Origin of the sequence: Mucilaginibacter sp. OK098 (assembly GCF_900142915.1) — a bacterium.
GTDB lineage: Bacteria > Bacteroidota > Bacteroidia > Sphingobacteriales > Sphingobacteriaceae > Mucilaginibacter.
Map to the genome: position 1 here is coordinate 557,872 of NZ_FRCM01000001.1, position 13,649 is coordinate 571,520.

A 13,649-nucleotide genomic window follows, 5' to 3' on the forward strand; every position below is an offset into this window, starting at 1 on the left:
GGTTAATTAAAAAGAAACATTTACACCAAAAGAGTATATTTTATTTTGCGGGTATTGCAGGTCTCCGTTACCATAACGCTCAGGATCAAGGCCTTTGAACTTGGTTATGGTTAATAAATTATCGCCGGCAAAGTAAACCCTTAGCCTGTTTATGCCAATTTTTTTGGTTACCTGGGCCGGAATGGTATACCCAAACACCAGGTTCTTAAGCCTTAAATACGATGCATCCTGCAGGAAGAAAGTAGATGGACGGCCGATCTTATCCGGCGCACTCTGCCCAAAATAAATGCGCGGCATTGTGGTTGACGGGTGTTCAGGCGTCCAGGCATTTAACCAATCTGTAGTTGGTGAAGACCCTTGAACAAACGGAATAGTTCCCCAGCCGGATACGTATGATTTAACTCCGTAAACCCCCTGGAACATAGTCGAAAGATCGAAGCCCTTAAAACTTGCCCCAAGATTAAATGAATAGTTCAATTTAGGATATACACCACCAATAATGGTACGGTCATTCTGGTCAATTTTACCATCGCCGTTAACGTCTTTATATTTCAGGTCGCCGGGCAGGGTAGAGTCAGAGAACTGCTTGGGTGAACTGGCCACCTCAGCTGCTGATTGGAATATCCCGATCACCTGCAGCATATAAAAGGAGTTCCAGGGCTGCCCGTTTTGATTAATGGTATAACCACCAATTTCCTGCTGGCCAAATTTTACCAGCTTGTTGTGGTTATGGTCAACGTTAACACCAAAGTTATAGGCAAGGCCCCCTAAAGCACCATCACGCACAACATTGTAGTACGTTAAACCAAGCTCAATACCGCGGTTGTTCACCACACCATCATTAATAGTAGGAGCGTATAAGCCCACCACAGCGGTAACCTGTGCCTGCCTTAAAATATCAGATGTGGTTTTATTATACCAATCGGCTGTTAAATTAAAGTTTTTGAAAATGGCGACATCTAAACCAATATCGGTCATTGTGGTTGTTTCCCATTTAATAACCGGGTTGTTCAGGTTTTGCTGCGCTACACCTGTTGTAAGGGTTGAGTTATCAAAAGAGTAATTTCCGGTAAGGTTCAGCAATGCCTGAAAAGGATAGTTACCGATATTTTGGTTACCTAACTGCCCCCATGATCCCCTGAGCTTAAAATTATCCAGCCAGGTTAAATTCATGGCTTTTACAAAAGGCTCCTCGGTGGCCCGCCAACCTCCTGAAAACGATGGAAATACTCCCCACTTGTTCTTACCCGCAAATTTTGAACTTCCGTCATCACGGATGTTAGCTTCCAACAGGTAACGACCTTTGTAATCATAATTCAAACGGCCGAAGTATGACATCAAAGCCCATTGATTAGATGTACCGTAAGCATTTTGTATGTCTGAACCACCTGCGTTCAGTTCCTGTAAATCCAAATCAGGAAAGTTCTTGCGATAGCCCTGTAAGTATGAATATTTACTTTGCTCAATGCTATAGCCAAATTGCGCCTTAATATTATGCCCGTGAAAATCATGCGCATAATTTAAGTAGCTATATAAATTGGTATATACCGTTTGTTCGTCCTGGTCTGTTAAACCTTTGCCCAGGTCCAACGAGGTTTGCAGTTGATTGGTCTTGAAATTGTATTCATCAAGGGTTGCTTTAAAATCCTTGTATTTATCCATGTTAAAGTTCACCGCACCTTTGGTGTACCAGGAAAGATCCTTACTGAATTGAACTTCAACCCAGCCTTGTGCATTTACGGCGTAATCATTAGTTACCCGGGTAAAGTTTTGATCCAGTACAGCTATCGGGTTCTTATTATTATACTCAAAGTCATAGGCTTTGTAGGTGTAATGTCCGCTGCCATCAGTCAGGTACGGGCCATAAGTAGGTGCTTGTGACATGGCCGAAAGAAAGAGGTCCATGGAAGAACCGTCCCATTGGCTGGGTGATGAAGGATTACCTGCGACAGCATCCCTTGTGCCTGATTTTAACAGCACATTGGTTCCGAATTTAATATGATTGTTAACCTTTGAAGTTAAATTGATCCGGGCATTGTATCGTTTATAATCAAAGCCTCTTTCAATACCATTTTGATTAATATAACCCAATGATACATTATAAGTAGTTTTGTCAGTACCGCCACTAAATGTCAGGTTATGATTTTGTGTGGGAGCCGTTCTGAATATCAGGCTTAGCCAATCGGTATTAGGATAGTGAAGTTTGTCTGTACTGTTACGGTAAAGATCGATCTGATCCTGTGGATAAAGCGAGCCAGGATCTGTTGTACCACTGTTAATGCGCGCCTGGTTAAACATTTCCATATACTGGGCCGAGTTGGTTACCAGTTTAAACATTTTAGTAGCACTGGAAAAACCCACGTTGCCATCATAAGTAACCGACATTTGCCCGGCTTTACCTTGTTTGGTGGTAACCAGCACAACGCCATTGGCCGCTCTTGAGCCATATATAGATGCAGAAGCTGCATCTTTCAACACAGATACGTTGTCTATATCTGTTGGGTTAATATCGTTAAAGCTGCCGGGGACGCCATCGATCAATACTAATGGATCTGAACCCGCACCGCTAAATGTACTGTTACCGCGGATCCGGATAGATACACTTTCATTACCTGGTTCACCAGAGCCGGTGTTTACCTGTACGCCAGGTGCCAGACCTTCCAGCATGGAGGCAGGATTCACAACCGGGCGTTTATTCAATGTTTCGCCGGTAACAGATGAAACTGCACCCGTCAAATTAACTTTCTTTTGGGTGCCATAACCCACAACAACCACTTCATTAAGTCTTGAGTCTATCGGATTTAAAGTAATCACGATATTGGTTTGCCCATTTATTGCTATTTCCTTTTGTTGAAAGCCAAGGAAGGAAGCTACCAGGACAGCGTTTTCACCTGTAACCTTGATGGTAAAGGAGCCGTCTTCTTTGCTTGTAGTGCCATTTGCCGTTCCTTTTTCTGTAATGGTAGCCCCAGGTAAAGGAAGGCCTTTGTCATCAATTATCTTTCCGTTAATAATTATTGGAGCCTGTTTTTCATCATTTGATATTTTGGGAGTTTTTTCTCTTTCTTTTACAATAATTATTTTGTTGTAAATAGTAAAACTCAACGGCAGCTTTTCAAAACAGGCCTTAAGTGCATCTTCAATTGAAGCGTTTTCTATGTGTATACTTATCTTATCAGCTTTATTTATTTGGCTTTCAGTAAATACAAATGTGTAATTGGTTTGCTTCCTGATTTTTTTAAATATAACCTTAAGAGAAGTATTGTTTTCATTTAAATTGACTTTTTGAGCAAGCACATTCGCAAAACTGCTCAGTGTTAAACTTAAAAGTATGATTAAAGTTAGCTTCATTATCAGAAGTTTTTTGAGAAGGTTACCCCGGCTAAAGAGCAGGAGGTTACATTTCGAAATTAATTCCATAAATTTGTTTTGTTTGGGTTTAAGAATAAAGAGTGCGCAACACGTCAATATTGTATAGCCTGAACAGCAACCGGGGGTGGTACCAACACTTCCGGTTTAATTTTTCAGACTAATTAATATTGAAAAAGGGGCTGATTATAAATCAGCAAATGTGGGTTTATATATCTATTATCATCTAATGGGGTTTTAAGTTTATAAATTGTTAATTGGTTAGCTTTTATTTAAGGGTTTATAATAATTTTCCTGCCCTGAATATCAAAATTTACTTTTCCGGTTAATTCCAGCGCCTTTAACACCTCAGATAGCTTAGATGTGGTTGGGATTTCTGCAAAAAAACGATCGTTAACTTTTTTATTGTAGACCACATCAACATCATACCATCTGGATAATTGACGCATAACAACTTCTATATCAGTGTTTTCAAAATTAAACATGTTGTTTTTCCATGCGATGGCATTATCAACATCTACGCCTGAGATAACTTTAACCTGTCCACTCTTATTTAATTGTGACTGCTCGCCGGGTTTAAGCATACAACTTGCCAAACCATTACTAAACTGGACAGAACCTTCTAATAAAGTTGTTTTAATAGCTGCCTCGTCTGTGTAAGCCATCACATTAAAATGAGTACCAAAAACCCTTACTTCTGAATTATTAACTTTTACAACAAATGGTAAAGTTTTATTTTTTGCTACCTCAAAATAAGCTTCACCAGTAATTTCTACTATTCGTTCCTTACCAGTGAAAGCTGTTGGAAAACGGATTGATGACGCTGCATTTAACCAAACCTGGCTACCATCAGGCAAGACAACCTGGTAATGTCCGCCCCGCGGCGTTGATACAGTGTTATAAACATTACCAATTAAATCATTCTTGTCAGCATTGTAGGCTAGCTTTCCGTTTGTTTTGATCACCCTTGTATTACCCTGACTGGATAGTGTACCATTTTTTGCATCATCCAGCAAGATCCTGGCGCCATTTGCTAATGTAAGTGTCGCTTTTTGCCCCCCTGCGTTTACATCATTTGTAAATGTTTTAGGTTTATGATGATTTGCGGCAAGGTTATTTGAGTTTTTCCTGGTTAAATAAAGGATTCCTACAGAGATTACACCTATAAAACACGCTGCTACTGCAACACGCTTCATCCATAATTGGAAAATATTCGATGGCGTTTCCGGCAAGCGTATTTTTTGATGGATTTCGGCCAGGATCTTAACACTCCTTTCCGAAGTTATTGAAGGTGATTGATTTAAATTATTTGTAAATTGATTTTCAAGTATCTCTAATAATACATCCTGATCTGTGTTTTCGATATAATTTAAAAGCCAGCTTTTTTCCGGGAAAGACAACTCTTTCTTATCAAGCAATTGCAAAAGATATTTTTTGTCGTCCTGCATAAAACTGTTTTAGGTTGATTTTTTAAAATGCTGCAGAATACATGAATACATTATCCAGGCAATTCAAAAAACTTAATAAAAGGTAATTTATAATGGTTTATTATGTACTAATACTCCGCAAAGAAGAAAAAGGGGGGGGACATTGGAGGTTTTTTTTAAAATAATAGTAAAATAAATTACAGCATTATTTTTAAAGCCACTATTATATAAATAAATACGACATTATTAACAGGATGCTGTTCAACATATTCTTTAACAGCTTTAACGGCAACAGATAAATATTCTTTAACCGTGTGTTTGGAAATATTCAACTCCCGGGCGGTTTCCTCATAGGATTTGCCCTGGATCTTGCATAAATCAAATACCTTTCTTTTTTGTGGGGATAGCTTAACAAAAGCTTCTTCAAGTATTTTTATCTTTGCCTCTCTAAAATATACATCTTTCTCATCAGCTAACATCATGTCGTTTTCAATCTGTTTAAAAGCTAAAGATTGCTTTAGATTTTTTTTTAACTGGGTTATTGATTTGTTATAACTCACCTGGAAAAGCCAGTTTGCTATTGGTTTTTGAGGATCAATAGAAAAACGTTTTTCCCAAAGGGTTATAAATAGATCCTGTAATATATTTTCTGATTCATCAGCATCTTTTAGAAGCCGAAGAATATTATTGTAAATCTGAGCATGATATTTTTTATAAAGCTGATCGAATGCTTTTATATTGTCCATTTGCAATAATGCGACAAGCTCGGATTCACTATAATCTTCAATTCTCATTTAATCTGTAAGTACCGCCGAAATTGGGTCTATTTAGCCGGGTGGCTTAAATTAGCGTTTGTAAACATAAATAAAAATTTGAGATGCAAAGCTGAATAATTGAATGATTAGCTTAATATTTTTATTGCAGAGCAATCTAATTCCCATTAGGTGAGTTCGATATAAGCAAACGGTCACCTCACCCCAAACCCTTCTCCAACCGCGTGCAACCGTAGTTTTAGATGAGGCGAAGCGTTCCATTTTTCTACACGGAACACCCGGAACGCTGTGAAACATGCTGATTATCAGTGTGTTTTATTTTGTTGTAGCAGTTAAATAAATGCAAATAGCTGATAATCAAGCATTATACTACCCACCTTTATATCGAATACGTTAGCTTAATTTAAAAGGGACAGTGCTTTAGCCCCAATGCCAGGCAACCGGTAGTTTCTTGAGCCTTTTAGGCACAGAGAAAGTATTTTTCGCTTGTGAGTTAGGTAATACAAACCAGCTAAAAAAAATATTTTACAATTAGTTTGTTAATGACATAAATTCTATTCTATATTTGTAGTGTACTATTATACTAATACACTATAGCATTAAAATGATAGCAATCAAAAGTTTAAGTTTCGGTTACCGGCACAAACCGCTGCTTTTTAAAGATCTTGATCTTTCTTTACAACAGGGCCATATTTATGGCTTGCTTGGAAAAAACGGCGCTGGAAAATCAACCCTGTTAAAAAATATAGCGGGCCTTGCATATCCTGAAAAAGGGAGCTGCCTTTTTAATGGTATTAATGTTTCCAACCGGCCTGTAACTGTTTTGGAAGATATCTACTTTTTGGCCGAGGAGTTATTTGTTCCCGCATTAACACCCGAACAATTTGTAAAAAGCACAGCAGGCTTCTATCCAAAATTCAGCAATGCTGATTTTTACCAATATTTAAAAGCATTGGATGTTGACCCCGCCTCTGTGATGGATAAACAGTCGTTTGGGCAGCAAAAAAAGGCCATGATTGCTTTCGGGCTTGCAACCAATACCAGCTTATTAATAATGGATGAGCCAACCAACGGCCTGGATATTCCATCGAAAGTTCAATTCAGAAAATTGATAGCTTCTGTTTTAACTGAAGAACGCTGCATTGTGATCTCTACCCACCAGGTACGCGACCTTGACAGTTTGATTGATACCCTTTTAATTCTGCATGATCGTGAAATTATTGTGAACCATTCGGTAGAAGAAATTACAGAAAAAATAACTTTCGGTGTTTTTAATGATACCAACGGATTGGAGGTATTGTATGAAGAAGATGGTATGCGGGGCAAAAATGCTATCCTTAAAAACACAACCGGGAAGTTTAGCAAAATTGACCTGGAGCTATTTTTTAATGCCATAACCAGCGGTAACAACTCGCTTATAACAACGCTTAAAGCCAGCTAATATGAATAACATATTTAATGCAAAAAGATTTAGCCTGTTGTTTATAAAACAACTTACAGAGCATTATAAAACTTACCTGATGAGCTTAACAGTATTGCTTGGCGTTATGCTTGTGGGTGGGAGTTTTTTGGTTTACTTAATATCTGCGCCAATAGACTCAAGTATGCAAACCCTGCTATTCTCAACAATTTATTTTTTAGCCGGAACAATATTTACAAGCATCATATTTGCCGATTTAAGTGATAAGAAAAAGGCAATAGGGTATCTTACTTTACCGGCATCCCATTTTGAAAAATTTATTATTGGGTGGCTGTTTTCCTATGTGATATTTTCATTGATCTATACAGGTAGTTTTTACCTAATCCTGATGCTGTTGCTAAGCCTTAAACATTGGCCTAACCAGCATATTGAGGTGTTTAATGTTTTTGCTGAACCAATGACGTTTCTTTTCATAGTTTTTACTTTGCTGCACAGTATTGCTATGTGGGGGGCTGTGTTTTTTGAAAAGCTTCATTTTATAAAAACGGCATTTTGCTTTTTTATAGGAATAGTAGTGCTTACACTGATCAATACATGGTTTATTGAAACTTTGATTGGAAGAGAAGTGCGCGCGGCTACTCCATTCAGCAATATCATGTTTTTTGAAAATAACAGGAACATAACAGTTGCGGGTATAAGGCAAAGCGATGTATTGGTTGTATACGTCATAGTTTTTGCATCCATTATTTTATGGGCTGCAGCGTATTATCGTTTAAAAGAAAAACAGGTTTAAGGGAATGGCTGATTATGGAATTTAAAGATAACGAAGCCATATACCTGCAAATAGCAGCCTATGTGTGCGATAATATATTACTGGATAAGTGGCCGCCTGAGCAAAAGATCCCATCGGTTCGCGATCTGGCTATTGAGCTCGAAGTAAATCCTAATACGGTAATGCGGTCGTATGAGTTTTTGCAGAAACAGGAAGTGGTTTACAATAAAAGGGGGCTGGGCTTATTTGTAGCGCCTGATGGTTACGAAACGGTAAAAAGGCTGCGTAAAGAGAATTTTTTACAGCAAAACCTGCCCGAACTGTTCAAAAATATGTACTTACTTGATATTTCTGCTAAAGAGATCCTGGAAAGGTATGAAAGTTTTAAATCGATTCATTATGGATCAACCCCAGATAAAAAAGATAATGAAAACAAGTAATAAACTTACTATAGCAGCCATTTTATTGATATTAGTATCACTGATTTATTATGACCTGATGCTGAAAGTATCGTACCAGGGCGGAACCTATAAGGATCAATTTAAAGATTTTGTGACCCTAAATTTTAAAGATTTTAAGTCAATCGATCTTGGCTCATCAACTGCTTCAAATATCATAGTGAAGCAAGGGCCTTTCAGTGTGCGAATTGAGCCTGCTGCAACTCAATTTGTTAAGGTAAGCCAGCGAGATCAAACACTTCATATCGAGACTGCATTCCCGGGAAATTATCAAAATAGCCGTGGCGATTATGTGCTCGTTATATCTTGCCCTAACCTTGTAAGATTTGATGCCGATGCCCGGTATATGGCCGGCGACCGGCAAATTATTGATACCCTGGCCAGTGAAGATTTTAAGTGGCGGCCAACCATTATCAGTGGGTTTACTCTTGATAGCCTGTCGATTACTGAAAAGCATGCCAGTTCAATTATTCTGATAAGAAATAAGATCAAAGTAATACATGCAGTAATTGGTTTAAGCGATGGGAGCCGGTCGAATATGATCATCCAAAAAGATAACCAGTTCAGTAATGCAAATCTGAATATACTTAACAAAAGCCAGCTTCAATTACATGAGGCTATTATCCCCAATTTAAAATACCAAATAGCAGATAGCGCCAAACTTATAATAACCGGAGCTCTTAAGAATCAAATAATAAAAAAATAGTCCTTAAACTTTAACAGATATGAAATTACAAATAAACGCACTCTCAAAAACATATTCCAATGGGGTGCAGGCCCTAAAAGATGTTTCACTAACCTTAAATAACGGCATGTTTGGCCTGCTTGGCCCTAATGGCGCCGGTAAATCATCACTGATGCGCACTATTGCCACATTGCAGGAAGCAGATGCCGGCAGTATTTTTCTTGACGACCTTGATGTGATTAATAATAAAACACAGGTGAGGCAGTTGTTGGGTTATTTGCCCCAGGAATTTGGTGTGTACCCAAAAATCTCCGCTGAACGCATGCTTGATCATATCGCCCAGCTTAAAGGGGTTGGCAATGCGGCAGAGCGAAAAGACCTGGTAGCGGCATTGCTGGATAATGTAAACCTCAGTAAAGACAGGAAAAAGAACCTTGGCACATATTCAGGTGGCATGAAACAGCGTTTCGGCATAGCACAAGCACTTATAGGAAATCCAAAACTGATAATTGTTGATGAACCTACCGCCGGGCTTGATCCTGCAGAACGCAACCGTTTTTATAACTTGCTTAGCCAGTTAGGCGAAAATACAATCGTTATTCTTTCAACCCATATTGTTGAAGATGTTAGTACCCTTTGCTCCAACTTTGCTATTATTTGCCAGGGCGAGGTATTATATGCAGGTCAGCCCGATGCTGCGGTTAGTGAAATGGAAGGCAAAATATTCACCAAAGCAATTGATAAAGCAGAGCTAAGTTTTTACCAGGATGATTTTACAGTAATATCTACCCAATTAAAAACCGGGAGACTCCACATCCGCATATTACAGGATACAGATCCGGGCAAAGGCTTTGTATCAGCTACTCCCAACCTTGAGGATGTTTATTTCAGCAATATTGCTACCCGTGTAGATGTAAATACCATTTAAACCCTTTAAATCAACTCATTATGTTCTGGAAAATATTCATTTTCGAGCTTCAAAACAAGCTCAGAAGGCCCGCGGTTTACGTTTATTTCGCGGCTGCATTTCTCTTTATGCTATTCACTTTTACAGCAGGTGCGTTGCCTGTAGGCGAAAAAGAGCATATTAACAGCCCCAGGCTTATTGTATTTGTTATGGGCTGGATCTCAATTGTAATGATGCTGGTTACATCGGCCATAATGGGTATGCCGCTGTATAAGGATATAGAGCATAACACTAAAGATTATTATTTGACATATCCCATAACCAAATTCGGATACTTTTGGGGGCGATATTTTAGCTCGTTATTATTCGTATTGATTATTGGCAGTGCAGTAATGTTTGGGGCCTTTGCGGGCACCAAACTCGGGCCGCTTATGGGTTTCAATATTGCCGCCAGGTATGGCCCCAATAATTTAAAATATTACCTGCAGCCTTTTTTAATGATCGGTGTTCCCAATCTCGTTTTTACTTCATCAGTATTTTATGGTTTAGTTGCCATTACAAGGAACATAAAAGTAATTTACAGCAGCGGAATAGTTTTGTTTTTAGGTTACCTGATAGCAACCTTCTTTTTGGCGCACACCAATAACCAGGATGTAATAAACCTGGCTGATCCGTTTGCATTCAGCGGAATACGGATGCAGTTTCAGGATGTAAATGATGAGCTGAGAAATGTAACCATGATGGCCTTTAACGGATCGTTGTTATTGAACAGGATAATATGGCCTTTATTAGGTGTTGGTGTTTTAGTATTTACCTACATCAGGTTTAATTTTGAGGATTTCTTTAGCGGGAAGCGCGATAAGAACAATGTTAAGGATGAACTGAAAATAAATCGGAATGCTGTACGGCCACAGGTGGCTACAAGCTTCGCAGGGTCATATAATATCAAAACCATTCTGAGCCTAACAAAAACTGAATTACTGAACATCATACGCGATAATTATTTCTGGATCATTATGTCGTGCGGGCTTTTATTCTTAGGATTTGTGTTTTACATGGGCGATGGACGCAATTATGGTGTTGACGATTTTCCTCGTACGGTTTCTTTAATAGCAATCTTTAACGAAGTGTTCCTGTTTTTCATTTTCTTTATTATCATATTTTATACGGGCGAAACCGTTCACCGCGACCGGATTACCCGTTATGCTTTTATAAATGACTCGTTGCCTGCACCAAACTGGGTTTTAAATGGATCAAAGCTGTTGAGTTTGCTTGTGCTTGGTTTTGGCCTTTCGCTAATACCAATGGTATTAGGGGTAATGGTTCAGTTGATAAAGGGTTATACAGAACTTAACCTTCCCGTTTATTTAATGGCCGTATTTACGCTTGTACTTCCCCGGTTTTTGGAGATGGTAGTTTTTTCGTATGTAATACATGTAGTTGTTAATAACAAGTTTGCTGCGCATGGAATAGGCATAGTAATCTGGGTTGTGATGTTCTTTATGAACATTACGTCTATATTCAATTACAGGCCATTATTATACTCATATACACCAGGATACGAAATATCAGATATGGATGGTATCGGCCATATGGCTGGTCCGGTAGCGTGGTTTAATTTGTACTGGCTGCTTGCGGCGGGTTTATTGATAATAATAGCAGCGCTGTTTTATTACCGTGGCATTTCATCAACGTTTAAGGAAAGATGGCAGCTTGTTAAAGAAAGATTTGATAACAGAACAAAAATAATAACAGGCGCTTTACTTGTATGTTTTTTGGCAGTTGGTTCTTTTATATACTATAACGTAAGTTATTTGAACAGCTATATCACAAATTCTGAAAACATACAACGTGCTGTACTTTATGAACGGACTTTAAAACCCTACGACAAGCTCCCTTTGCCAAAAGTAAGTGCAATGAAGCTGGCCGTTGATCTGTTTCCCGATCAGCAACGTGCACAAACACACGGGTTTATTACTTTGATAAATAAAACGGATAAACCCATAAGCAAAATGTTACTTGATGCGGATGGTGTAACAGAATATACTTTGAAGACAGGGGGGAAGGAAATTTCATTTACATCTCCATTGATCTATTCAAGGGGGGAGCTCAACTTTTTCAGGCCTAAACAAGATACTTCCGACTTCAGGTTGTATCAGTTTAGCAAGGCCTTGGCACCTGGTGATTCAATTGTTGTAGAGATTAACTCCGCTGTATTTTATAAAGGGTTTAGTAATGACCTTTTCAGTGCTAATATACTCCGTAACGGTACATTTTATAAAGGAGGGTTACCCGGCCTTGGTTATGATGACGATGATGAGCTGGGAAGTCCTTACGAACGTAAGCAAAATCACCTTCCGCCCAAAGCCGAAGAGGAAGTTGCCCAAAATGATCCTGAAGGAATAAACAGGCTCAAAGCCGGTAAACCCGCCATGTTGGCCAAAATGGATCTTACTGTGAGCACTTCGGGAGACCAAACTGCCATAGCCCCTGGAGCACTTCAAAAAAAATGGACCTCAAACGGGCGCAACTATTTCCATTATGTCCAGGATAGGCCGGGGATGTATCCGCCGTTTGGCTTTATAAGTGCAAGGTATGCCGTGTTGCATAGCGATGTTAAAGTTGATAGCGGGCAAAGTGTTAATGTAAACATATACTACCATCCTGAGCATAAGGCAAACATCAATCGCTTTATGAATGCTTTTAAGGATGGCTTAAGCTATTATTCAAATGTTTATGGTAACTATCCGTTTAAAGACATGAGCCTTGCTGAAACCAGTATTTATGGCCCGGGATCATCTTCAGCTACCTCACTTGATACCTATAAGGAAAAACTTGGCTGGAATGCGGATTTTAATAATCCTGATCAGCTAGATTATTGTTATTATATGACAACACAGCAGCTTGCCCAGCAATGGTGGCGCTTCCAGGTAGCGCCCAATAATACAGTTGGTTCATTGGTAATCCCGGAGGGACTTGCCAAATACGATTCATATATAATGGCCGAAAAACGCTATGGTAAAAATAATATACGCGGTTTACTGGTTGATCAGATGTGGGGGTATCTGTTTCTCCATAGCAGAACCGAGGAAGCTGAACATCCGCTTATAAAAGCAAATGAATGGTTTGAATGGGAAAACAAGGCAGGTACAGTTTTATATGGATTAAGAGATCTGATAGGCGATGATAATATGAATGCGGCATTGCGTGAGTTTAAAAAGGATTATGCATTTAAAAAAGAACCACCATATGCCGGTAGCAATGATCTGTACCGTTATCTGAAAAAGCATACGCCTGATTCATTGCAGTATTATTTAACAGATACCTGGGAAAAGATCACTTTTTACGACAACAAGATTGTTAGTGCAAAATCTGTTGCTATTGGTAATAACAAATACAAGGTTACTTTAAATGTAAGCACAGGTAAATCATATATCCAAGGCAAAGGGAATTATGTAAACGCGCCGATGAATGATTACATTGATATCGCGATTTTTGCTGCACAAACCAAAGATAAAGAAGGACGGTCGCAGGTAAACCCGCTGTATATTAAAAAGCATAAGCTTACAGCAGGCAAACATACCATTGAAATTGTTGTCACTGGTAAACCAGTAAGTGTGGGTATTGATCCCTATGACAAGCTTGTTGATAAAATGCCGAACGATAACTTGAAAGATCTGTAAATCGCCTAACAGTTGATATTTAATACAGTAAATATCAACTGTTAGCTTTATAAAGCTGTTTTCAGGCACGATTTATTGGCTCAAATATATAATGGCGCTTAAATCACAGAATACGCCAACCGGGTTGGTAGTAAGTGTTTAAAGTGAGTTTTAAG

Annotated in this window: 9 protein-coding genes; 6 read left to right on the forward strand and 3 right to left on the reverse strand. The window is 38.8% G+C overall.

From position 1 onward, the window contains the following. Window positions 1–6 precede the first annotated feature (6 nt). The 3 genes from BUE31_RS02225 to BUE31_RS02235 all read right to left on the reverse strand — a co-directional run bounded on the left by BUE31_RS02225 (window position 7) and on the right by BUE31_RS02235 (window position 5,590). Window positions 7–3,351, reverse strand: a complete 3,345-nt coding sequence (locus BUE31_RS02225) for a TonB-dependent receptor (RefSeq protein ID WP_073399833.1) — start codon at window positions 3,349–3,351, stop codon at window positions 7–9. Between the two features lie 290 nt (window positions 3,352–3,641). After that, entirely contained in the window at window positions 3,642–4,817 is a 1,176-nt protein-coding gene (locus BUE31_RS02230) for a FecR family protein (RefSeq protein WP_073399835.1), read from the reverse strand. Window positions 4,818–4,993: 176 nt separating this feature from the next. Then, window positions 4,994–5,590, reverse strand: a complete 597-nt coding sequence (locus BUE31_RS02235) for an RNA polymerase sigma factor (RefSeq protein ID WP_073399837.1) — start codon at window positions 5,588–5,590, stop codon at window positions 4,994–4,996. A 583-nt stretch (window positions 5,591–6,173) separates the two neighbouring features. Between BUE31_RS02235 and BUE31_RS02240 the strand changes: the two genes are divergently transcribed. Genes BUE31_RS02240 through BUE31_RS02265 form a run of 6 tightly spaced genes read left to right on the forward strand, consistent with a single transcriptional unit; the run spans window position 6,174 to window position 13,494 of the window. Next, window positions 6,174–7,010 carry an ABC transporter ATP-binding protein gene (locus BUE31_RS02240; protein ID WP_073399839.1) on the forward strand — a complete coding sequence of 279 codons (837 nt, stop codon included), beginning with the start codon at window positions 6,174–6,176 and terminating at the stop codon, window positions 7,008–7,010. A gap of 1 nt (window position 7,011) precedes the next feature. Beyond that, a complete protein-coding gene (locus BUE31_RS02245) occupies window positions 7,012–7,782 on the forward strand; it encodes a hypothetical protein (protein WP_073399841.1) in 771 nt (256 codons plus the stop codon). 14 nt (window positions 7,783–7,796) lie between these two features. Beyond that, window positions 7,797–8,201, forward strand: coding sequence for a GntR family transcriptional regulator (locus tag BUE31_RS02250; RefSeq protein WP_073401588.1), 405 nt, complete (start codon window positions 7,797–7,799; stop codon window positions 8,199–8,201). Continuing rightward, entirely contained in the window at window positions 8,188–8,925 is a 738-nt protein-coding gene (locus BUE31_RS02255; protein ID WP_143167011.1) for a hypothetical protein, read from the forward strand. The genes BUE31_RS02250 and BUE31_RS02255 overlap by 14 nt, the downstream gene beginning before the upstream one ends. Before the next feature lie 19 nt (window positions 8,926–8,944). Then, window positions 8,945–9,832, forward strand: a complete 888-nt coding sequence (locus BUE31_RS02260; RefSeq protein WP_073399845.1) for an ABC transporter ATP-binding protein — start codon at window positions 8,945–8,947, stop codon at window positions 9,830–9,832. A gap of 20 nt (window positions 9,833–9,852) precedes the next feature. Next, on the forward strand, window positions 9,853–13,494 hold the full coding sequence (locus tag BUE31_RS02265) for an ABC transporter permease/M1 family aminopeptidase (protein WP_073399847.1): 3,642 nt from the start codon (window positions 9,853–9,855) through the stop codon (window positions 13,492–13,494). Window positions 13,495–13,649: the final 155 nt, after the last annotated feature.